Below are 21,411 nucleotides of genomic sequence, written 5' to 3'. Positions count from 1 at the left end.
TCCATAATGAACGATGTTATTCATAACCCGATTCTGACCGGGTTCAATCCTGACCCCTCTATTTGTCGAGTAGGCGACGACTACTACTTAGCCACATCGACCTTTGAGTGGTACCCCGGCGTTCAGATCCACCACTCCCGCGACCTGGCTAACTGGGCGCTGGTCACACGGCCCTTGAACCGTGCCAGCCAGTTGGACATGCGCGGTAATCCGGACTCCTGTGGAATCTGGGCGCCCTGCTTAAGCTACGCCGACGGGCTGTTCTGGCTGGTCTATACCGACATGAAGCGTTATGAGGGGAACTTCAAGGATGGACATAATTACGTGGTGACAGCGCCGCGTATCGAGGGGCCCTGGAGCGATCCGGTCTACCTGAATTCAAGTGGCTTTGACCCTTCACTGTTTCACGATACCGATGGCCGCAAGTGGCTGATCAATCTGCAGTGGGATTATCGCCAGCGGGAAGGGCGGGATCGCTTCGGCGGCATTGTGCTGCAAGAGTACGATCTTGAGCAACGCCGCTTAGTGGGCGCCATTACGACTATCTTCACGGGCACCGAGCTGAAGCTGACGGAAGGGCCGCATCTTTACCGGCGTAATGGCTGGTACTACCTGCTGGTGGCGGAAGGCGGCACGGGCTACCAGCACGCGGTCACCATGGCGCGCTCTAAAACGCTGACAGGCCCTTACCAGTTACATCCCAACAATCCACTTCTGACGAGTCAACATGATCCTGAAAACCCGCTACAGCGTGCGGGCCATGCGGATTTGGTCGATAGCCCTGAAGGCCATAGCTCTGAAGGTAATAGCTACCTGGTGCATTTATGTGGCCGCCCCTTACCGGGTACCCGGCTTTCACCGCTGGGGCGCGAGACCGCTATTCAGCGGGTGGAGTGGGGGGCTGATGGTTGGCTACGGCTCGCCAATGGAGGCAATACCCCGGCGTTAAAGGTCGCCGTGAGTGGCGTTACACAAAAGCCCCCTGCGCAGGAGGAGCACTACGATTTTGAAACAGACACGCTGCCCGCTGCGTTTCAGTGGCTGCGCACCCCCTACCCTGAACGGCTCTTTTCGCTTACCGAGCGGCCCGGCTACTTGCGCCTATTTGGCCGTGAGTCGGTCGGTTCCTGGTTTGAGCAGGCGTTAGTGGCCCGGCGCCAGGACAGCATTTACTGCAGTGCCGAAACGACGCTTGAATTTGAACCCGAGGATATTCAGCAGTTTGCCGGGCTGATCGCCTACTACAACCGTTTCAAATTCCATTATCTGGCGGTGACCCTGAATGACACAGGCGACAAGGTGCTGAGCATTATCAGTTGCCTGGATGATTGGCCTAACGGGAATCTGGAGATAGCTGATGCGAGCGTGCGCCTTGCCCCTGGCACCACGATTCGGCTCGGGCTGGATATTCACGCCCGGGAGTTGCGCTTTCGCTATGCCCAAGGTGGCGAGGAGTGGCAGCCGATTGGGCCCGCTTTAGACGCTGGCCTGCTCTCCGACGAAGGCAGCGGTCGCGCCCACGGCTACTTCACCGGCAACTTCCTGGGCATGGCTGCCCACGACATTAGCGGCCGCGGCACCCCCGCCGATTTCCAGGCGTTCTGTTATCGCCGCGCCCCTCTTTCAGAGACGAGATAAGCTCATGGCTGAAGTAACACTACGCAATATCGAAAAGACGTTTTATGGCAAAACCACGGTAATCCCAGACTTAAATCTGCATATCGAAGATGGCTCTTTTACCGTGCTTGTCGGGCCTTCCGGCTGCGGCAAGTCCACACTGCTGCGCATGATCGCAGGCCTTGAAACCGTGACCCAGGGAACGATCACTATCGGCGGGGAGGATGTCACCACCGCCGAACCTAGCGACCGGGATATTGCCATGGTCTTTCAGTCTTACGCGCTTTATCCGCACATGACGGTCGCCCGCAATATCGACTTTGGTATGCGTCTGGCAAAGGTGCCCGCCAAAGAGCGCGAGGCTAAAGTTGCCGAGGCAGCACGCCTGCTCAATTTAGAGGATCTGCTGGAGCGTAAACCCGCCGAGTTATCCGGTGGGCAGCGCCAGCGGGTGGCGATAGGGCGCGCCATTGTGCGCAGCCCCGGTGTGTTTCTGTTCGACGAGCCGCTCTCGAACCTGGATGCCTCGTTACGTAATCGCATGCGGGTCGAACTGGCCGAACTCCATCAACGACTCGAAACCACCATGGTGTATGTCACCCACGACCAGGTCGAAGCGATGACCCTGGCCGACTGCATCGTGGTAATGAACGCCGGGCAGATTGAGCAAATGGGCAAGCCCATGGCGCTTTACCAGCGCCCTGAAACACTGTTTGTCGCTGGTTTTATTGGCTCGCCGAAAATGAACTTAATCGAAGGGCCGCTAGCGGCGGCCTATGGCGCCACCACCCTAGGAATCCGGCCCGAGCATCTAGAGGTAAGCCGTGATCAGGGTGAGTGGAAAGGGCGTGTGCGGTTCATCGAGAAGCTCGGCGCTGACGCCTTTGCCTATGTGGACAGCGAGCAGGCCGGCCCGCTCACCGTGCGTCTCTCCGGCGATGTCGAACTGAGTAATGGCGACACGCTGTTCATTACTCCGCAACAGACCCAGCTTCACGCGTTCGATGCCGGCGGACAGCGGCTGCCTGACGACGCGGTTCAACAACGCTCAACCAGTCGCGAGAGCACGCTACACCATTAGCTACTACCAATTTTTCAGCCATCAATAGGCACAAAAACGCTCAATAACAAAGCCAAGGAGCTAGACAATGACACAACAAAGAACGCTAAGCCGCTCATCGTATATTCTGGTGATTTGCTGTATTGCCGCCATCGGCGGTTTCCTGTTCGGCTTCGACAGTGGCGTGATCAACGGCACGGTGGATGGCCTACAGGCCTCTTTTAACTCTGATAGTGCGGGCACGGGGTTCAATGTCGCCTCGATGCTGCTGGGCTGCGCGATCGGGGCTTTCTTTGCCGGTCGCCTGGCGGATCGCTTTGGCCGTCGCACGCTACTGATCGTGGCGGCGGTGTTCTTCCTGATTAGTGCCTGGGGCTCAGGCGTTGCCGGTAGTTCTATGGAGTTTGTGTTGTATCGCATCCTCGGTGGGCTTGCCGTAGGCGCCGCCAGCGTGATGACCCCGGCTTATATCAGTGAAGTAGCGCCGTCTGCTTACCGTGGGCGACTAGCTACCATTCAGCAGGTGGCGATTATCTCTGGCCTGTTTATGGCCTTTCTGAGTAATTACGTCTTGGCCTATGTGGCGGGCTCGGCCATGTCAGAGCTATGGTTTGGCTTCGCAACCTGGCGCTGGATGTTCTGGATTGAATTGATACCGGCTTCTGTTTTCCTGGTGGCATTGTTGTTTATTCCTGAAAGCCCGCGCTATCTGATCAGCACCGGTAAGCAGGGTGAAGCCCGCCGTGTGCTTGGGTTAGTGATGCCGGAGCGCGATGTGAGCACTAAAATCGATGAAATTAACACCACCCTGGATCAGGATCACAAGCCACGGTTAAGCGATGTGATGAATCGCACCACTGGCAAGCTGCACGGAATCGTTTGGGTAGGGATTGGCCTGGCGGTTTTCCAACAGTTGGTGGGCATTAACGTCGTTTTCTACTACGGCGCGGTGCTATGGCAGTCGGTGGGTTTCTCCGAAGGCGATGCGCTGCTGATCAACGTGATCTCGGGCGCCGTGAGTATTGGCGCTTGCCTACTGGCGATTGCGCTGATCGACAAAATTGGCCGCAAACCGCTGCTTTGGGGTGGTTCGGTGGGCATGGCGGCGACGCTGGCGTGTCTTTCCTATGCGTTCTCTACGGCGTCGATGGTGGATGGCAGCCTACAACTATCCAGTGATATGGGCGTATTTGCGCTGCTATGCGCCAACCTCTATGTGCTGTTCTTCAACGCCTCTTGGGGGCCGGTGATGTGGGTCATGCTGGGTGAGATGTTCCCCAATCAGATGCGTGGTTCGGGGCTGGCGATTGCTGGTCTTTTCCAGTGGCTGGCCAACTTCGGTATCACCATGACCTTCCCGATTATGCTGGCGTCTATCGGGCTGTTCGGCGCCTACGGTTTCTATGCGATCAGTGCCGTTGCCTCTGTCTTTTTCGTTATTTACTTCGTCAAAGAGACGCGCGGAAAAGAGTTGGAAGCGATGGCCTACGAGTAACTCTGCTAGATTGCCCCGATTGCCTGTTCAATCGGGGATCATGTGCCTATTTTAAACAGTACAAGGCTGGTTTTTATTAATAAAATCAAAAGGTTGGTTTCTGTTTTAAACATATAAGAAGTTGTTTAATAATGGTTTTTATTTACTGATGCCATGAGGTGGCATGGTGGCTGCAATGGATGGGTTGAGAGCGTAACAGGAAGGACGACCTGACGCTCTTACACGTTAAACCCAGTGCGATGCTCGCACAGATGTTTAAGTAGCAACGTTTGATAGGAGCAGTATCATGATGAAGACGGAATCTCTCAAGAAACTTGGCATCCTAGGTGTATCATTTGGCCTAATGGCCAGCCCACTTGCTTTTGCTCAAGTGGACAGCAGCGACGAGTACGAACCGACCCCGCAGGAAGAAACGACGCAGGATGATCAAGGCACCGACAACAGCTACGACACTGAGCAAGATAAAGGTTCGGATGTAGGTACTGAGTACGAAGAGGAAGAGCAAGAATTCACTTACGAAGAAGAGGAAGAGGAGCAAGAAGTCCCCGCCACTGATGAAGAGGAGGATGACTCCGGGTGGTAATTGCAACTTTTTAAGGACTCACTTTTCTCGGGCTCATGGATGAGCCAACAGATGCCTCGCCAACTGCGGGGCATCTTTGTGTGTGGCCGTTAACACTGTCAACCCAAGCGGGCGATATCATTTCACGCTAAAGTGTTAAGCACCTTTACGCTTAACCATTGACTACGGTGCTCACAAGGATGTCTCAATGCCCCTGAAATGGATGCCCCTGAAATGGACAGACAAGCCCTATCTGCCCAAGGCCGAAGGCCGCATAGAGGCGATAGATTTAGCCCGTGGCCTCGCCATTGGCTTAATGATTATAAGCCACGCGGTCAGTGGATTGGTGGGTATTCGCAATGTGCCTGACTGGGGCATGGTGCCTGTTCATTTCCTGACTAAATTCTCCTCGTCGCTATTTATTATGGTGTTTGGCATTGCGCTGGCGGTGGCGTTTCTCTCCCATACCCAAAGTGATGACTGGCCGAAGCGACGCTTAAAGCTGTGGTTACGCGCCGTGGAGGTGTGGTTCTGGTACAAAGCGCTGCTCGTTATTGAAATGCTGCCGTTCTATCCGCCCAGCGAAATTGTCGATGCCCTGCTCTACGGCCGTTTCGCAATTTGGGTCGAAATTTTAGGCTTCTACGCCATTGCCCTGTTGTGGGTGCCGCTGATTCTGCCCCTGTGGGCGCGGGCGCCGCTGTGGAGCCGACTCGCCACGATTGGTGTGTTAATTGCGCTGACCGTTTGGCTGCAGAGCCTCACTTTCGGGGGTAATGATATTCTGAAAGCCTTGCTGGTAGATCACGAAGATCATTACACCTGGGGGCAGATAAGCCGCGCGCCAATGATTCTAGTGGGCCTTTTGATCGGTGAAGCATTGCTACGCTGCTACTTTGAGCCCGCCACTCGCCGACGCTTAGTGCTCACGCTGTTGGGAGTGGGTGCGCTAATGGTGGCTGGGTTTTATGCGTTGGCGTTTGCCAGTGGCGATGTCCACGCGGCAATGCTGGCGATTGCCAATAATGCGGGTAAACATCCGCCAGGGCTGCAGTTTATGTTGTTTAGCTTAGGCGGTGCGCTGGTGCTGTTAGCGCTCGCGCTTGCTGGCGGCGCTAAAGCGGCAAAGGTTTTAATGCCGCTGACAATTGTTGGCTCTAACGCCCTCATGGCGTTTATTTTCCATATTGTGATGATCTTTCTAGTGCTGCGCTTTCTGTGGGAAGGCGAGGGGATGTATAGCTATCCACAGGCACTCGGCGTGGGCGGGTTGTTGATACTTGGCGCCGCGGGGTGGATTTGGTTGACCCGCTGGATGGCTAGACACCGCTAATCACTACTCATATTTCTGGAGCTTACGATTTGCGACACTGGATTCAACGTGGACTGGTTGCCATAACGCTGTTCATAGCGCTGCCTGTCCATGCAGAGAACTACGATACAAATTGGTACTATGAGGTAGATAAACAGAGCACCTGGCAGGGAGACTTAACCGCACGTCTACAGGCTATCGAGGGTGTGTTTGAGGGCGAATTGGGCGTTTATGTGCAGAACCTTGCCAGTGGCGAAGCCTACTCCTGGCGCGCCGACGATCCTTGGTACTTAGCCTCGCTGATTAAAATACCGGTGGCGGCACAGGTGCTCGCCGCGCGCCAGGCGGGCACGCTGACGCTGGATGAGCGGTTAACGCTTGCACGGAGTGACTTTGTCGATGGCGCAGGGCCTACCAACTGGCACGACCCCGGTACGCCTATCTCGATCCGTTACTTAATGGAGCAGATGATTACCGTCAGCGATAACACCGCTTCCGATATGTTGATTGATCGCGTGGGACTTGATGCGGTGAACCAACGCGCCCGAACCATGATCGCGGCCAGCGGCGGCAACCCCGATGAGATTGGCCCTATCTCTAAATTAGTGGGAGTACGCCAGGGGGTTTACGGAGAGCTGCACCCGGATGCACGCGCGCTTGGGGGCATGGATTTTATCGCCCTGCGCCAGCATCCGGTCAGCCAGCGTGGGCAAGCGTTAGCTCGGGCGTTGGGAGTCAGTACAGAGTCTTTCACGCAGCCGGATTACGATCACGCTTTCGATGCTTACGAAGCCACCGGTGAAAACGTAGGCACTCTAAGCGCCTTTGGCGACCTGCTCGCCAGTTTGCACCACGTTCAACAAGGACGTGCCATGGACGATTTAGATGCCGAGCAGCGGCAAACGTTATTGGCGCTAATGCAGCGAACCCGTTCCGGCAAACAGCGTCTTAAGGCAGGCCTGGGAAGCGGTATAAGCTTCGCCCATAAAACCGGGACCCAGCAGCGCCGCAGTTGCGATGCGGGCATTGCCGAGAGCGACAACGTTAATACTGCAACAGAAGGGCCGTGGGTAATTGTCAGCTGTACTCGCGGGCCTTTGGCGGTAAGTGCCCACGAGCGAGCCTTGGCCAGCGTGGGTGAAGCGTTGCGCTATAGCGGTGCTCTCGGTAAGCCGTGATAAACTATTGCCCTTTTAAAAGTGACACACCAGAAAGAACATCACACTCGTCAGGAGAAAATTATGACACGCGCCAGCGCCCGCCACATTTTGGTAAGCAGTGAAGAGCAGTGCTTAGCACTGAAAGAAGAAATTCAAAATGGCCGCGACTTTGCCGAAGTTGCTAAAGAGCATTCAAGCTGCCCCTCCAGCCGTCAGGGTGGCGACCTAGGCAGCTTTGGCCCCGGTCAAATGGTGCCCGAGTTCGACAAAGTCGTCTTCAATGACGAAGTAGGCCAAGTCCACGGCCCGGTAAAAACCCAGTTTGGTTACCATCTACTGGAAGTTACCGAACGCTCTTAACTTTTCCTAACAAAACGCTCTTAATTCTGCCTAAGAAGGCCGTCAAGCGTCGCGGTTGTTAGACCGCGGCGTGAGGAGTACGCCTTGAACGACCCGATTATTACCATTAACGGCCTGAATAAAACCTACGAAGGTGGCTTTCAGGCGTTAACCCATGTTGATTTAACGATTCAGCGCGGCGAGATATTTGCTCTGCTTGGCCCCAACGGGGCGGGCAAAACCACGCTCATTAGTGTGGTATGCGGTTTGGTCAATCCCACCGCTGGCCATGTGCTGGTAGATGGTTTCGACAATATTACCCACTACCGCCAGGCCCGGGAGCTTATTGGTTTAGTGCCTCAAGAGCTAACCAATGAAGCGTTTGAAACTGTCTGGAATACCGTTAGTTTCAGCCGTGGCTTGTTTGGCAAAGCCCCTAACCCAGCGCATATCGAAAAAGTGCTCAAGTCGTTAACGCTTTGGGATAAGCGCAACAATCGCTTAATGACGCTCTCGGGCGGTATGAAGCGGCGCGTGCTGATCGCCAAAGCGCTCTCCCACGAACCGCGCATTCTGTTTCTTGATGAGCCCACCGCTGGGGTTGATGTAGAACTGCGCCGCGAGATGTGGGAGGTAGTGCGTCAGCTGCGCGATAACGGTGTCACCATTATCTTGACCACCCACTACATCGAAGAAGCCGAAGAGATGGCTGATCGCATCGGCGTTATCAATCGTGGTGAGCTGGTGCTGGTGGAAGAGAAAGCCGCCCTGATGAGTAAGCTGGGCAGTAAACAGCTGACGCTTAATCTGCACAGCCCGTTAACCGAGATGCCCGCCACACTGCAGCGCTTTGAGCTTAGTCTTGCGGCGGAGGGGTATGAGTTGATTTATACCTACGACGGCAGCCAGGAGGAAGACGGCCACGCGATTTCAGAACTGTTAACTGTCTTAGAGCGGGAAGGTATCACCTTTAAAGACCTGAATACCCGGCAGAGTTCGCTTGAAGATATTTTTGTCGACCTGGTTAACCCAAAGGAGCGTGCATGAACCTTCACCCTGTTCGCGCTATCTACATGGCGGAGATGGCCCGCACGCGCCGCACGTTGCTGCAAAGCATCGTCTCGCCGGTGATCTCCACATCACTCTATTTTGTGGTGTTTGGTGCCGCGATCGGCTCACGCATCAGCGAGGTCAACGGCGTTAGTTACGGCGCTTTTATTGTACCGGGTCTGATTATGTTGATGCTGTTGACCCAAAGCGTCTCAAACGCCTCTTTCGGCATCTTTTTTCCCAAGTTTTCCGGGAGTATTTACGAGCTGCTTTCGGCGCCTATCTCGCATTTAGAGATTGTCATTGGCTACGTAGGCGCGGCGGCCTCGAAATCGATTCTGCTGGGGGTAATTATTTTGGCGACCTCGGGCTTGTTTGTACCGTTGGAAATCGCCCACCCGTTTTGGATGTTGTTCTTTCTGGTGCTGACGGCTGTCACCTTTAGCCTGCTGGGTTTTATCATCGGCATTTGGGCCGATGGCTTTGACCGCCTGCAGCTGGTGCCGCTGTTAGTGATCACCCCGCTGACCTTTTTGGGTGGCAGCTTCTACTCCATTGATATGCTGCCGCCGTTTTGGCAAACCATTACCCTGGCAAACCCCGTGGTGTATCTGGTGAGCGGCTTTCGCTGGAGCTTTTACGGCATCAGCGACGTTAGCCTGGCCGCAAGCGTGGGCATGATTGCGCTATTTCTCGTAGCTTGCCTGGGTACTATCGGCTGGATTTTCCGTACCGGATATCGTCTTAAACCCTGATTGCCATCCAGCTTGCTATTCACTCCTCACTCTTCACCATGGAGCGCTAGTAGACCCTTATGCCGTTACTGCAAAGTATTGTGCACCGCCTTGACCCGACGCTTGACGGTGAGCGTTTGACCCTCACCGCCGCCCCCCAGTCAGAACAGGCTAATACCAGCGACGACTCGGTAATGGCGAGCTTGGTGGGTGCGCTCAACGACACCTACAATACCAAGCCCAAAGGCTGGGGGCGCTTTGCCGAAGAGGGCGAGCAGGCCGGGCCGTTGGCTGTGTGGCTACGTGACTATCTTGCCGGTGAGCAGAGCTTTGTTGAGCTGTCAGTGGCACTGGCCGAACGGCTCGCCAAACAGCTTCAAGAGCAGCTGTCAGTGAGTGGTTACTTAGTGATCAGCCACCAGCGTCAGGGCGATACCGAAACGCTGTTGATGGCTTTGGTGCACCAGCGGGAAGGGATCGGTATTAACGATGATCACCACGCGGTGCCCGCTGCCCAGCTTAATACCAGCCAGCTTACCCTGGCGGCGCGGATTAACCTCACCCAGTGGCAAAGCGATGCCCCGAATGCGCAGTACGTTTCGTTTCTCAAAGATCGCGGCGGTAAAAAACTCGCTGAGGGCTTGGTCGCGCTGCTGGGGATGGAAGAGGGTGTCGATGCCCCGGCTGAAACCCGCACGTTGCTGAAAGCGTTTAGCGACTACGTCGAGAAAGAGGATTATGACGACGAGGTGAGTCGTGAAAAAACCGATACGTTGGTGGATTACGCCAACGAGCAACTGCGCCGTGGCGAGCCGATGACCCTGGAAGAACTTTCCGGGTTGGTTAACGAGCAGCAGCCGAAAGCATTTTACGAGCATATTCGCAACGCCGATTACGGGCTCTCGCCGGAGATTCCTCCAGATAAACGCACTTTAAGCCAGTTCCGCCGCTTTACCGGGCGCGCCGGTGGCGTCTCCATCAGTTTTGACTCCCACCTGCTGGGCTCAAGCATTGAGTACGATGCCGCCCAGGATCGCCTGATTATCAAGCAAGTACCCAAGCAGTTAAGAGAGCAGCTTACCAAGAAGGATTGAGGTAAGGACGACGCTGTAGCTACCTAGGAGCCCCCTATGCTAAACGCCATTAGTGATTTTTTTCAGCGCACGCTGGCACAACCCGAACAGCGCGAAAACCAAACGTTGACCCTGGAGCTGGCTACCGCGGCATTGTTGTGTGAAATTGTTCGCGCTGACTACGATACCACCGACGAAGAGCTTACCGCCCTGCGTATTATGCTTACTGAGCGCTATCGGCTAAGTGCAAGCGATGTGGAAGAGCTGATGACACTGGCCCAGGCGGAGGTGGATGAAGCCGTCGATCACTACCAGTTCGTAAGCCTTATTAAAGAGCACTATGATTACGACCAGCGCTGTGGATTGGTCGCGCAGATGTGGCAGTTGGCCTGGGCCGACGGCAATGTCGACCCCCTAGAGGAGCATCGTATTCGCCGTTTGGCGGACTTACTCTATGTTAGCCACAGCGACTTTATCCGTACCAAACTGCAAGTAGAGGAGCGCAATAACCACGATGCATAACCGCAACGAAGACTCGAATTTAATGGACCTAATTAGCTCGATAGAGCACATGGAGCAGGATGCTTCTCGAGTTAGCGTTGACGATGTCGTTCATGCCGTGGGGCGCCGCTCTTTTGGGCCGCTGCTGCTGGTGGCTGGGTTAATTACGCTCACCCCCATTATTGGTGATATACCCGGCATGCCAACGTTAATGGCCGCGCTGGTGCTGCTGGTTTCCGTGCAGCTGCTGGCAGGGAGTGAAGCGTTCTGGTTGCCTAGATGGCTGCTTAAGCGTTCGCTTTCCCGGCAAAAGTTCGATAAAGGCATTCAGTTGATGAAAAAGCCAGCCCGCTGGATTGATGGGCTGTTGCGGGTACGCTTACCGTGGCTAACGGGCTATATCGGTATCCGCGTGACGGCTATCGTTTGCCTGCTGATTGCCTTAGCCATGCCGCCTATGGAGTTTATCCCCTTTTCGGCCAACGGTGCGGGGCTGGCGCTTACGCTGCTAGGGTTAGGCTTGGTCGCCCGCGATGGGGTCGCACTATTGCTGGGGTTTGCGCTGTTCGGCGCCACCTGTGCTTTCATCACGATGAGCTTGATATAACAAAAGGAAAGTCGCCATGACAGACACTTCGCCACCCACTCCACCCACGCCACCGGAACAACAGGGAAACTGGGAACGGCGTATAGAAACGGCGCTGTGGAACTCGCGATTTTTGGTGATGCTGGCGGTCGTTCCCAGCCTACTGGGATCGTTAATGCTGTTTATCGTCGGCACCGTCGATATTTTTAAGGTGGTCATCGACGTAATGAGTTACTACCTACTGGGCGGCACCCAGAATATCCACGACAGCCTGGTGCCCGATATCATTATTGCGGTGGATATCTATCTGATTGCCATCGTACTGCTGATTTTCGGCTTGGGTGTTTACCGGTTATTTGTTTCCCGCATTGATCAAGCCGAAGAGAGCAATTTGCGTCATCCTTTTAATGTTGCCTCGCTAGACCAACTGAAAGATAAAATCGCCCGAGTGGTAATTTTGGCGGTGATTATTGAGTTTTTCCGCGCGGTGGTCGATATCCGCTTTGCCACGCCCCTGGAAGCCATCTATTTAGCGCTTTCAGTCTTAGCGCTGGCGGCGGCCCTCTACTTGATGAGCCTTGGCCACAAAGGCGAGTAAGGCACGTAAAAGCGCAGAACTAGTCACCATTCTCTGCTAATAAATCGGCCACCAGGCTATTTAACTGCTGTTGAAACTGCCCGCCCGGCGAGGGTGGGGTCGGGTCTGAGGTGATCACTACGGTCATCTCCCGGTCCGGAATAACAAACAGTGCCTGGCCGCCATAGCCGCGCCCGTAGTAAGCATCTTCCCCTGCCAGTTGAGTGATAAACCACCCGTAGCCGTAACCGTCGCCTGTCCAGCGTGATGTGCCCCGCGGTTGCCATGACGCTTCGACCCAGCCTTCCGGCAGAACCCGCTCGCCATTGCCGGCTTCATCAAATACGGTGCCATCATTACGGTACAGTTCGCCCACTTCAATCAGCGCCCGCGGGGATAGCTGCATATCATTACCACCAAAGTAGATGCCTTGGGGGTCGCGTAACCAAGGGCGGATGGTGATATTGAGCGGATCGCCCAGTAGCCTCTGAGCAAGTGCGTGGGTCGTCTCGCCGCTGGCATGGGTGAGCGCGGCGGAAAGCAGATGGCTGGTGCCGGTGGAGTAGAGCATTCGTCCACCTGGCTCATCCACGAACGGGCGCGTCATAGCATCGTTCACCCAGTTAGCGCTGGCCACCCAGGCACTGTAATTGCCGCCAGATGTCCGCTCTAGCCCCGCCTGTAAGGCGAGTAGATGCGCCACGGTGATCTCGTTAACGCGCGGGTCGGTGCCACTCGGTAAGTGATCGCCAAATAGCGCCACCATGGGCTGATCAGCAGATTCGACAATCCCTGCTTCAATTGCCGCGCCGGTAATGGCCGCCAGCACGGTTTTGGACAGTGATTTAATGTTGGCAGGTGAGGCCACCCCCGGCCCACCCTGGTGCAGCTCGTGGATAATCTCGCCATCGTAGGCCACTACCACGCTGTGCACGCGGTTTAGCTGGCTGGTTTGCTGATCTAATGCCTTTAATGCACTCGCAGAGGGTGCATTTGCAGCTGCATCAGAGGTAGAGAACAACGACGTAACAGCAAACGAAACAAGTAAAGCAGTGGCGCGCATCGCAACACCCTCAGTATAAGTGGCAAAGGTTCGAGGTTTAGACGTAGAAGAGGTTCCACAACCGAGAGCCGCTAGAAGTAAGATCAGGTAGTACTTTCCGAGTCTGGAACCATGCTTCTGTGAATTAAAAGATCATATTTGGTCTTTTATAATCTTTTTTAGTGTATATTGGATTATAAATGAGCCATTATTTAGAGGTTTTCTATGGCCCTAACTCACGCTCTACTTGCTCCTGGCGAACTGTCTCAGCAGGTCGGTGCCAATGCACGAGAAGCACGACTGGCGAAGAATCTTTCCCGTAAAACCTTGGCGCAGATGGCGGGTGTTTCCGAGTCCACCATTAAACGATTCGAAGCCAGTGGGCAAATAACTCTCGATGGTCTAGTGCTCATTGCCACAGCGCTGGGCGCCACACGCCAAATTGCCGAGCTATTCAAGCAGGAGCACCCCATCTCACTTGAAGAGATCAAGCAGACAGGGCGTACCCGGGGTCGAAAATGAAGCGTATCAACAGCGTAGAGGTGCTGTTAGCAGGCAGTCCTGTGGGGGAGCTGGTCGCTAGCCGACAGGGCATCTACTTTGCCTATCACCCCCATTGGGTGGCGGAAGGCTTCAATTTGTCGCCTCTGAACATGGATTTTACTACCCAACCACAGAAGGCGCCGGATGCACTCCTTTTTGCTGGTCTACCAGGAGCATTTGCTGACTCGCTGCCTGATGGCTGGGGAATGCTGCTCATGGATCGCTATTTCCTTGCCGAGCATGGAAAAGACCGGAGAGATATTTCTCCTCTTGATCGGCTGGCTTATATGGCCGACAGGGGAATGGGGGCATTGGAGTATCGTCCCGTTATTGAGCGTACCGCTGACGAAGATAATATTGACCTAGCCCAACTCTATCAGGCAGCAAACGCTGTTTACGAAGGTGAAGCCGTGGCCACTCTTGATGCTCTGCGTCTGGCCGGAGGTTCCCCGGCAGGTGCCCGACCCAAGGTGATCGTTGCATTATCTTCTGATGGTAAGCAGTGCAGTACAGCTTTTCAGGAACTTCCTGCGGGTTATCAACATTGGCTAGTGAAATTCCGTGCGCCAACCGAGCATCGCGACACCGGCGCCATCGAATACGCCTACTCGATGTTGGCAGAGCGTGCTGGGGTGCAAATGGCCGCGAGCAAGCTGATTGAGATCAACTCCTCAGCGGAAACCGAGCGATTCTTTGCTACTCAGCGTTTTGATCGTAACGGTAATCGCAAAATCCATATGATGACCGCTAGCGGCATTCTTTATGCCGATTACAGCGCCCCATCGCTGGACTATTCAGATCTACTCAAAGCAACCAACGCTTTCACCCGCCACGCAGAAGACGTTGAACGCATGGCGAGGTTGATGGTGTTCAACGCCCTTACCCACAATCACGATGACCACGCTAAGAACTTCGCTTTTTTGTATGACCAAGGTCGATGGACACTAGCTCCGGCTTATGACCTGACTTATGCCCCTGTCCGGGGCTACGCAGATGAGCATACAACATCTTTCAGTGGGGTTGGCCTGGCTACACGTAAAAAGCTCAAACAGGTTTGTGCCCCTTTCAGGTACTTAACTCCTGAACTCTATATTGAGCAAACCCTTGATGCTCTTTCCGAATGGTCGTCCCTTTGCCGTGAATTAGAAATCGATGCCAAGCAGCAGAAAATGATTCAGCGAGCATTCGACGAGAACCGCCAGCGTCTCGGATAACGCTATCAATGCGGCCACGCTAATACAGCCACTTTCCAAGAGGGAAATGCCGCGACATTACGCAAAAACAGAAAAAGCCTGCTAGGATGGTAGTGTTGATTCATGGGCAAGCAAGCCTTTGATTTCCCTGAAACGCAATAAGCAAGGAGTGCCCTATGCGTAATATTATCTACATTATTGGTCTGATCGTGGTTGTGCTGTTCATTCTTTCGATGCTCGGCCTGCGCTAATATCTAGGCACTGGCTTCAAAAAACACGCCAATAAAAACCGCCCGAAGCGTTCGCTTGCGGGCGGTTTTTTATGAGCCTCTGTTATGGGCTTTTTTGGATCGGCTATTGTGTTCAGCAGTGCTTGGCAACAGCAGGTGTTAGGCGCAATCAGCAGCCCCCTGGCCAAACATATCAAACATTATTTCGCGGCCAAGGCGAGTCAATACAAAGCGGCCATACTCATTGAAGGTGGCGGCTTCACTGGCTTCCATTACTTGTTGACAGGTTGCCCAAGTGGGCGCTGCTGCACTCAGCGTGAGCAATTCACGACGGGCTAAACCGCGCTGGGGCAAGGTAATGGTTTCGAGCACATGGCCATTATCGTAGAGCAGCTCAGCGGCAATCGATAAGCACTGGCGAAGGCTGCGTTGAACATTCGCGGCTGTTGATAGCCCACTAGATGCTTTGGATGAGGGCTCTTGCGTGAGTTCTGAAGTCATAAGTCCCGGAGTCATAGCATGTTCTCCTGCGGTCAGCACCAAATCGGGCTTGTTGCAGTGCATTATAAACCAAGGTCAATGTTAGACCAAGGTCTATAATTCAGAGCGGATCTTCTAATATCGAGCTCATCAACGCTAAGCCAATGTGCTACGCTCGCTGTTACGTATTTTAGTGAGTTAATAAGTCATGCAGATCAGTGTATTCGGAACCGGTTATGTCGGCCTTGTTGCAGGCGCTTGTTTAGCCGATGTCGGCCATCAAGTCACCTGTATGGATGTTAACGCTGAGCGGATTGATCAGCTTAATGGTGGAGAAGTGCCGATTTTTGAGCCTGGGCTAAGCACCATCGTTGCCCACAACGTCGCGGCGGGCCGGTTACGCTTTACCACCGATGCTGCCCAAGCGGTAGCGGATGGCGAGCTGCTGTTTATCGCCGTGGGAACGCCGCCTGATGAAGATGGCAGTGCCGACCTACGCTATGTGCTAGAGGTAGCGCGTACGATCGGCCAGCATATGGATAGCTATAAGCTGGTGATTGATAAATCTACCGTGCCCGTGGGCACCGCCGAAAAAGTCCATGCGGTTATCAGCGATGTACTCGAACAGCGTGGTACATCACTCGCGTTTGACGTCTGTTCGAACCCTGAGTTTATGAAAGAAGGGGCTGCGATCGAAGACTTTACCCGCGGTGCGCGGATTATCGTCGGCACCGAAAGCGAGCGTGTGAAAGCGCATATGCAAGAGTGCTACGCCCCCTACAATCGCAACCACGAAAAACTGATGTTTATGAGCGTACGGGCCGCCGAACTGACCAAATACGCCGCCAATGCCATGCTCGCCACCAAAATCAGCTTTATGAACGAAATCTCTAATCTCGCCGAACGGCTTGAAGTGGATGTGGAAGACGTGCGGCGAGGAATCGGCAGTGACCCGCGCATTGGCTACCACTTTATTTACCCAGGCTGTGGCTACGGCGGCTCCTGCTTTCCCAAAGACGTTCAGGCACTAGAGCGCGCCGCGCGCCAGTTAGGTTATACCCCGGAACTGCTCAGTGCTGTTGAAGCGGTTAATTTACGCCAAAAGCAAACGCTGTTCACAAAACTGCAAGATAACTTAGGCAATCTAAGTGGCAAGACCATTGCCGTGTGGGGGCTAGCCTTTAAGCCCAACACCGACGATATGCGTGAAGCCCCAAGCCGCACATTGATGGAAGCGCTTTGGCAAGCGGGTGCTAAGGTGCAAGCCTTTGATCCCGAAGCCATGGCGGAATGCCGCCGTATCTATGGCGAACGGGATGACTTAATGCTCGCCGGTGATCGCATTCAGGCAGTCAAAGGCGCCGATGCGTTGGTTATCTGCACCGAGTGGAAAGAGTTTCGCAGCGTCGATTTCGCTTGGTTAGCCGACCAACTGGCGGAAAAAGTCGTTATCGATGGGCGTAATTTGTACACGCCAATGGCTGTTGAAGAGGCAGGTTTGCGTTACATAGGGGTGGGGAGAAAGAGCAACTAGAAAGACCCACTAAAAGATGAACTTATTATCGTCATTTTTCTGAGTAATGGGTGTATCTATTACGTTTAGTTACTTGAAGTAACGTCTTAATACGAAAAGATGAAGAAGAAAATTTAAGTTATTCTTCACCTAGCCGAGGTTTTAAGGTAATTGTATTAAAGAAAAGTGCTACGCATCGCTTAATGAAGGAACGCTAATTGAAAGCAGCAAGCGTAGCTAAATGTATTCAAAAAAGGCATTGGTCTTATGGCTGCTATTACATCACTAGGCATCGGTTCTGGCTTGGATCTGAATGGCTTGCTGGAGCAATTAAAAACGGCAGAACAAGCAAAGCTTGAGCCTATTGCGGCACAGCTCCAATCTGAAGATACGAAAATATCTGCCTATGGTAAGTTGCAAAGCGCGCTTGAGCAGTTTCAAAGCTCAGCCGAAGCACTCAATGATGGGGCGTCATTCGAGAGCTTAACAACCAATGTAGAAGGCAGTGCCGTTGGCGCTGTTAGCAGCAATGAGGCCCAGCCAGGTCAGTACGAAGTGCAGGTCGGCCAGTTAGCTACAGCCAGTAGCCTAGTAACAGAGCGTTTGGAAACAGCAGATGAAAGCATAGTGACTGGGGAGCAGTCATTAACCTTTACTCTTGCTGACGGAGCTATGGATCCCATTACCATTGCCGATGGCAGTTCCCTCGAAGATATGCGTGATGCTATCAATCAACAGAGTGATGGCCGCTTAAGCGCCTCTATTATCAACGACGGTGAAGGGTATCGTCTTGCAGTAAATTCAACGGAAACGGGTGCGGACGCGAGTATTGAAAGCACAAACTTTTCAGACATTCTTGCGGGCGATGTACAAACGACTGATGCCCAGGTAGTTCAAGCGGGGCAGGATGCAGAGTTTAACGTCAATGGAATCGATATTGTTAGCCCTACCAATCAAGTGGAAGGCGCTATTCAAGGCATTACCTTAAACCTTGCTGAGGCTGGTGCGACGAGCACTGTAAGCGTTGAGCAGGATGATGAGGCTATCCGCGAGCAGATCACGGCCTTTGTTGATGACTTCAACACGCTCAAGGACACCATTACCAGTTTGACAGCGTTTGACGAAGAGACTGGTCAGTCGGCGGGGTTGAACGCCGATGCCGCGACCCGCGCGGTTGAACGAGAGCTTCGTCAAACAATTAGCAGTGTTGTCGGCGGCGATGGCTTTAGCGTGTTGTCGGATATAGGTATTTCACTTCAAGTGGATGGCAAGCTGGAGATTGACGAAGATAAGTTAGATAGCATTGTTGCTAATCAGCCGGATCAGCTAGCCAATTTTTTTGCAGGCGATAGCGAAGAGGGTGGCATGGCAGGGCAAATAGCCTCATCGCTGGAAAGCTTGGTGGGAACAGGTGGCCGCCTTGAAAGTGCCGTTGATTCGTCTGAAAGGCGCTTTGCTTCGTTAGAAGACCGCTATGCGACAACGGAAAGCCGTATCGAGCAAACCGTTGAGCGTTATCGCACACAGTTTCAAGCGATGGACAGCATGGTAGCGCAAATGAACTCAACCAGTGCTTATCTGACCCAGCAGTTTGCAGTGCTTGATCAGCAAGGTTAAGTTAGGCTGATAAGCTAGCTAAATTAATAGTTTACAAGATGCCCGGCACAGTGTGTTGGGCATTTTTCTTTGCAATGCTTTAAAAACAGCTTAAAAAAGGCATTAACTCTAAAGTTTGCTCCTCCGCAGCCGATAGATTACCTAGACACCTTTCTCTACTTCTTATAAGGAATGAACCCCATGGCATCGATCACAGCACTCGGTGTAGGTTCTGGATTAGATCTTTCAGGTTTGGTGGATCAGCTAAAAGCGGCCGAACAGCAAAAGCTTGTGCCTATTCTAGAGCAGAAAAGTGCTCAGCAAACCAAAATTTCAGCTTATGGGCGCCTTGAATCAGCGATGGATCGCGTGCAAACCTCTATTGCTGCGTTGAACGATGCCGCTACATTTAAGCAGCAAAAAAGCACCGTGACGGGCGATGGCGTATTGGCGACCGCAGGCGAAACCGCTAATGCCGGGCGCTATGAAGTAACCGTTACCCAACTGGCTCGCGCAGGCAGCGCTGCTTCCAACAGCGTAGCGCTAGACCAAGAGGTAACAGCAGCCGATGCGACGCTAACGCTTAACTTTGGTGCTGGCGGAACACAAACAAGCTACGACGTTGCTATTTCAGCGGGCAGTACGCTGGCGGATGTTCGTGACCAGATCAATGCGGATAAAGAGGCTGGCGTAACCGCTTCTATCGTTAATGATGGCACTGGGTACCGCTTAGCGCTGAGCTCAAAAGAGACGGGCCAAGATGCTTCACTGGAGGGCTTCTCAGGCTTAGCGTCGCTGACCATGGATGCAGCCACCCAGCGTTCAGGTCAGGACGCTGAGCTGAATGTTAATGGCATTACTATCACCAGTAAAACCAACCGCGTTGAAGAGGCCATCCAAGGCGTAACGCTTGATCTCACAGAGGCCTCTGGAGACCCCGTTACGCTGGTGATTGAGCGTGATGATGCGTCGCTAAGAGAAGCCATTGACGAGTTCGTTAAAAACTATAACGAAATGAAATCCACCGTTGGCCGAATGACCGCATACAACGGCGAAGGCGAAACGTCTGGCGAGCTAGTGGGTGACCGCACCGTGCGCACCATTGAAGACCGCCTACGCCGGGATATTACTGACAACCTCGGCACCGGCGATATTTCACGCCTTTCACAACTGGGCATAGCCATTGATGAGAAGGGGCGATTAAAGGTCGACGAGGATAAGTTGGACGATGCAGTAGCCAACAACCCAGAGGGGCTATCTGCCTTCTTTGCGGGCGAAACCGAAGAAGGCGGCTTTGCTGGGCGCTTAAACGCCACGCTTGAAGGCATTACGGCAGAAAACGGCATCATTCAAAGCTCAGTGACTAGTGCTGAGCAGCGGGTTGACAGCCTGGACGAGCGTAAGCTTCGTATGGAGGCTAGTATCGAGCGCAGCACAGAGCGTTACCGTAAGCAGTTTGGGCAATTGGATGGTTTGATCGCCCAAATGAACTCTATGAGCAGCTACCTCTCCCAGCAGTTCAGTATGCTGGGCAACATGCAGAACAACAATTAAGAAAGTAGTTCAGAGTGCAGTTGAAATAGTTACAGTAAGTTACATAAAGAAGCGTAATTTTTCTAAAGAATTTGGCGGGCCTGCCGTTAATTAACATAACGGCGACGCAAGCGCCGCTAAGCAGGCCAATAGGCCAGTTAATCTTCGAGGAGCACTCACATGTCTGTAATCAACACTAACATTACTGCCCTGATCGGCCAGAATAACCTGTCCAACTCTCAGTCTATGCTTGCCAAAGCGCAAGAGCGTCTGTCCTCTGGCCTGCGCATCAACAGCGCTTCTGACGATGCTGCTGGTCAAGCCATCGCCAACAAGATGACAGCCCAGATCAAAGGCATGGATCAGGCTAGCCGTAATGCTAGCGACGGTATTTCCCTGGTACAGACCATGGAAGGCGGCCTTGACCAAATCAACGACAACCTGCAGCGTATTCGTGAGCTAGCGGTACAGGGTGCCAACGACACCAACGCCAAAGAAGACCGTGCTGCAATTACTACCGAGATCAACGAACGTTTAGCAGAGATTGAACGTGTATCGGGCAGCAACAACTTTAACGGCACTAATCTGCTAAACGTTGCAAGTGGCGCTGGCGCGACTCTTAATATTCAGGTTGGTTCCAACACTGAAGCTGAAGATGTTATTAGTGTTAATAGGCTTGATGCCACGGTTAGCGGACTTGGTTTAGAAGACACTGTATCTGGTGCTACAGCAGTGACCGCTGGCGAATTTACAGTTGCAGATGCTTCAGGTGCAGGTGCCACTCACGAAGAGTTCAAGACTTTAGTTGATGCGGTTGATAGAGCAACTGAGTCGCTGGATACCAGTCGTGCAACCTTGGGTGCTACTCTGAACCGTTTCGACTCGGTGATCGATAACCTGGCGACGACGTCTACCAACCTTTCTGAAGCTCGTTCACGTATCGAAGATGCCGACTACGCAGTAGAAGTGTCTAACATGACGCGTGCGAATATTCTCCAACAGGCGGGTACTTCTATGCTGGCACAGGCTAACCAGACGCCGCAGTCTGTATTGTCTCTACTGGGCTAATCCTTTAGCCAGTAATGTCAAAAGAAAGTAACGACGGGGCCAGTAGGCCCCGTTTTTATTTAAGGCAGATATCCAAAATTCGATGTTAATAAGCAGTTGTCGCATCAATCAGATGAGTTACAGTAGTTTACATAAAAAAGAACGGTT

General features: G+C 53.4%; 21 protein-coding genes. 19 read left to right on the top strand and 2 right to left on the bottom strand.

Translation table 11 applies throughout. The annotated features are described in order from the left end of the window. Positions 1–6: 6 nt before the first annotated feature. The 13 genes from U738_RS11665 (at position 7) to U738_RS11605 (ending at position 12,087) form a co-directional block, all read left to right on the top strand. Positions 7–1,638 (top strand): glycoside hydrolase family 43 protein, encoded by a 1,632-nt coding sequence (locus tag U738_RS11665; RefSeq protein ID WP_035580563.1) that lies wholly within the window; start codon positions 7–9, stop codon positions 1,636–1,638. A gap of 4 nt (positions 1,639–1,642) precedes the next feature. Then, positions 1,643–2,698 carry an ABC transporter ATP-binding protein gene (locus U738_RS11660; protein ID WP_035580560.1) on the top strand — a complete coding sequence of 352 codons (1,056 nt, stop codon included), beginning with the start codon at positions 1,643–1,645 and terminating at the stop codon, positions 2,696–2,698. A 67-nt stretch (positions 2,699–2,765) separates the two neighbouring features. Then, a complete protein-coding gene (locus U738_RS11655) occupies positions 2,766–4,172 on the top strand; it encodes a sugar porter family MFS transporter (protein WP_035580557.1) in 1,407 nt (468 codons plus the stop codon). A gap of 286 nt (positions 4,173–4,458) precedes the next feature. After that, positions 4,459–4,755 carry a hypothetical protein gene (locus tag U738_RS11650; protein WP_442905674.1) on the top strand — a complete coding sequence of 99 codons (297 nt, stop codon included), beginning with the start codon at positions 4,459–4,461 and terminating at the stop codon, positions 4,753–4,755. A 187-nt stretch (positions 4,756–4,942) separates the two neighbouring features. Continuing rightward, positions 4,943–6,067, top strand: a complete 1,125-nt coding sequence (locus U738_RS11645) for an acyltransferase family protein (RefSeq protein WP_035580554.1) — start codon at positions 4,943–4,945, stop codon at positions 6,065–6,067. Between the two features lie 29 nt (positions 6,068–6,096). Further along, the gene (locus U738_RS11640; RefSeq protein ID WP_035580550.1) at positions 6,097–7,224 is read left to right on the top strand and encodes a serine hydrolase; all 1,128 of its coding nucleotides are present in this window, start codon (positions 6,097–6,099) and stop codon (positions 7,222–7,224) included. A gap of 63 nt (positions 7,225–7,287) precedes the next feature. After that, complete coding sequence (locus tag U738_RS11635) at positions 7,288–7,566, top strand: peptidylprolyl isomerase (RefSeq protein WP_027956943.1); 279 nt, start codon at positions 7,288–7,290, stop codon at positions 7,564–7,566. A gap of 84 nt (positions 7,567–7,650) precedes the next feature. Continuing rightward, positions 7,651–8,592 (top strand): ABC transporter ATP-binding protein, encoded by a 942-nt coding sequence (locus U738_RS11630; RefSeq protein ID WP_035580547.1) that lies wholly within the window; start codon positions 7,651–7,653, stop codon positions 8,590–8,592. Further along, on the top strand, positions 8,589–9,350 hold the full coding sequence (locus U738_RS11625) for an ABC transporter permease (protein WP_035580544.1): 762 nt from the start codon (positions 8,589–8,591) through the stop codon (positions 9,348–9,350). Before U738_RS11630 ends, U738_RS11625 begins: the two co-directional genes overlap by 4 nt. Before the next feature lie 59 nt (positions 9,351–9,409). Beyond that, complete coding sequence (locus U738_RS11620) at positions 9,410–10,423, top strand: nucleoid-associated protein (RefSeq protein ID WP_035580542.1); 1,014 nt, start codon at positions 9,410–9,412, stop codon at positions 10,421–10,423. 36 nt (positions 10,424–10,459) lie between these two features. Then, on the top strand, positions 10,460–10,924 hold the full coding sequence (locus U738_RS11615; RefSeq protein ID WP_035580539.1) for a tellurite resistance TerB family protein: 465 nt from the start codon (positions 10,460–10,462) through the stop codon (positions 10,922–10,924). Further along, a complete protein-coding gene (locus U738_RS11610) occupies positions 10,917–11,510 on the top strand; it encodes an exopolysaccharide biosynthesis protein (protein ID WP_035580536.1) in 594 nt (197 codons plus the stop codon). The genes U738_RS11615 and U738_RS11610 overlap by 8 nt, the downstream gene beginning before the upstream one ends. Positions 11,511–11,526: 16 nt before the next feature. Beyond that, on the top strand, positions 11,527–12,087 hold the full coding sequence (locus U738_RS11605; protein ID WP_081899093.1) for a YqhA family protein: 561 nt from the start codon (positions 11,527–11,529) through the stop codon (positions 12,085–12,087). 19 nt (positions 12,088–12,106) lie between these two features. Here U738_RS11605 and U738_RS11600 read toward each other — a convergent pair whose 3' ends face one another. Next, a complete protein-coding gene (locus tag U738_RS11600; RefSeq protein ID WP_081899092.1) occupies positions 12,107–13,129 on the bottom strand; it encodes a serine hydrolase domain-containing protein in 1,023 nt (340 codons plus the stop codon). Between the two features lie 204 nt (positions 13,130–13,333). Here U738_RS11600 and U738_RS11595 point away from each other — a divergent pair, with 204 nt between their 5' ends. Next, a complete protein-coding gene (locus U738_RS11595; RefSeq protein ID WP_035580535.1) occupies positions 13,334–13,630 on the top strand; it encodes a helix-turn-helix domain-containing protein in 297 nt (98 codons plus the stop codon). After that, positions 13,627–14,865 carry a type II toxin-antitoxin system HipA family toxin gene (locus U738_RS11590; RefSeq protein ID WP_035580532.1) on the top strand — a complete coding sequence of 413 codons (1,239 nt, stop codon included), beginning with the start codon at positions 13,627–13,629 and terminating at the stop codon, positions 14,863–14,865. Before U738_RS11595 ends, U738_RS11590 begins: the two co-directional genes overlap by 4 nt. Positions 14,866–15,233: 368 nt before the next feature. Here the strand turns inward: U738_RS11590 and U738_RS11585 are convergent, their stop codons facing one another. Then, positions 15,234–15,575, bottom strand: coding sequence for a hypothetical protein (locus tag U738_RS11585; protein WP_035583496.1), 342 nt, complete (start codon positions 15,573–15,575; stop codon positions 15,234–15,236). Positions 15,576–15,762: 187 nt separating this feature from the next. On the opposite strand from U738_RS11585, the gene U738_RS11580 reads away from it, so the two are divergent. The 4 genes from U738_RS11580 (at position 15,763) to U738_RS11565 (ending at position 21,264) form a co-directional block, all read left to right on the top strand. Next, on the top strand, positions 15,763–17,088 hold the full coding sequence (locus U738_RS11580; RefSeq protein ID WP_035580530.1) for a UDP-glucose dehydrogenase family protein: 1,326 nt from the start codon (positions 15,763–15,765) through the stop codon (positions 17,086–17,088). A 246-nt stretch (positions 17,089–17,334) separates the two neighbouring features. Beyond that, on the top strand, positions 17,335–18,684 hold the full coding sequence (fliD, locus tag U738_RS11575) for a flagellar filament capping protein FliD (protein ID WP_035580527.1): 1,350 nt from the start codon (positions 17,335–17,337) through the stop codon (positions 18,682–18,684). A 180-nt stretch (positions 18,685–18,864) separates the two neighbouring features. Next, a complete protein-coding gene (gene fliD / locus U738_RS11570; protein ID WP_035580524.1) occupies positions 18,865–20,217 on the top strand; it encodes a flagellar filament capping protein FliD in 1,353 nt (450 codons plus the stop codon). Between the two features lie 159 nt (positions 20,218–20,376). Then, positions 20,377–21,264, top strand: a complete 888-nt coding sequence (locus U738_RS11565; RefSeq protein WP_035580520.1) for a flagellin N-terminal helical domain-containing protein — start codon at positions 20,377–20,379, stop codon at positions 21,262–21,264. The last annotated feature ends 147 nt before the right edge of the window (positions 21,265–21,411 follow it).

Origin of the sequence: Halomonas sp. TG39a, from assembly GCF_000744395.1 — a bacterium.
In the GTDB taxonomy this organism is placed as follows: Bacteria; Pseudomonadota; Gammaproteobacteria; order Pseudomonadales; family Halomonadaceae; genus Vreelandella; species Vreelandella ventosae_B.
This window is presented reverse-complemented; position numbering and strand designations above follow the sequence as displayed.

Excerpts from the sequence above, each read along its gene's own strand:
- U738_RS11665 (WP_035580563.1), top strand. The coding sequence starts at position 7 with ATGAACGATGTTATTCATAACCCGATTCTGACCGGGTTCAATCCTGAC.
- U738_RS11660 (WP_035580560.1), top strand. The coding sequence starts at position 1,643 with ATGGCTGAAGTAACACTACGCAATATCGAAAAGACGTTTTATGGCAAA.
- U738_RS11655 (WP_035580557.1), top strand. The coding sequence starts at position 2,766 with ATGACACAACAAAGAACGCTAAGCCGCTCATCGTATATTCTGGTGATT.
- U738_RS11650 (WP_442905674.1), top strand. The coding sequence starts at position 4,459 with ATGATGAAGACGGAATCTCTCAAGAAACTTGGCATCCTAGGTGTATCA.
- U738_RS11645 (WP_035580554.1), top strand. The coding sequence starts at position 4,943 with ATGCCCCTGAAATGGATGCCCCTGAAATGGACAGACAAGCCCTATCTG.
- U738_RS11635 (WP_027956943.1), top strand. The coding sequence starts at position 7,288 with ATGACACGCGCCAGCGCCCGCCACATTTTGGTAAGCAGTGAAGAGCAG.
- U738_RS11625 (WP_035580544.1), top strand. The coding sequence starts at position 8,589 with ATGAACCTTCACCCTGTTCGCGCTATCTACATGGCGGAGATGGCCCGC.
- U738_RS11620 (WP_035580542.1), top strand. The coding sequence starts at position 9,410 with ATGCCGTTACTGCAAAGTATTGTGCACCGCCTTGACCCGACGCTTGAC.
- U738_RS11615 (WP_035580539.1), top strand. The coding sequence starts at position 10,460 with ATGCTAAACGCCATTAGTGATTTTTTTCAGCGCACGCTGGCACAACCC.
- U738_RS11610 (WP_035580536.1), top strand. The coding sequence starts at position 10,917 with ATGCATAACCGCAACGAAGACTCGAATTTAATGGACCTAATTAGCTCG.
- U738_RS11605 (WP_081899093.1), top strand. The coding sequence starts at position 11,527 with ATGACAGACACTTCGCCACCCACTCCACCCACGCCACCGGAACAACAG.
- U738_RS11600 (WP_081899092.1), bottom strand. The coding sequence starts at position 13,129 with ATGCGCGCCACTGCTTTACTTGTTTCGTTTGCTGTTACGTCGTTGTTC.
- U738_RS11595 (WP_035580535.1), top strand. The coding sequence starts at position 13,334 with ATGGCCCTAACTCACGCTCTACTTGCTCCTGGCGAACTGTCTCAGCAG.
- U738_RS11590 (WP_035580532.1), top strand. The coding sequence starts at position 13,627 with ATGAAGCGTATCAACAGCGTAGAGGTGCTGTTAGCAGGCAGTCCTGTG.
- U738_RS11585 (WP_035583496.1), bottom strand. The coding sequence starts at position 15,575 with ATGACTTCAGAACTCACGCAAGAGCCCTCATCCAAAGCATCTAGTGGG.
- U738_RS11580 (WP_035580530.1), top strand. The coding sequence starts at position 15,763 with ATGCAGATCAGTGTATTCGGAACCGGTTATGTCGGCCTTGTTGCAGGC.
- fliD (WP_035580527.1), top strand. The coding sequence starts at position 17,335 with ATGGCTGCTATTACATCACTAGGCATCGGTTCTGGCTTGGATCTGAAT.
- fliD (WP_035580524.1), top strand. The coding sequence starts at position 18,865 with ATGGCATCGATCACAGCACTCGGTGTAGGTTCTGGATTAGATCTTTCA.
- U738_RS11565 (WP_035580520.1), top strand. The coding sequence starts at position 20,377 with ATGTCTGTAATCAACACTAACATTACTGCCCTGATCGGCCAGAATAAC.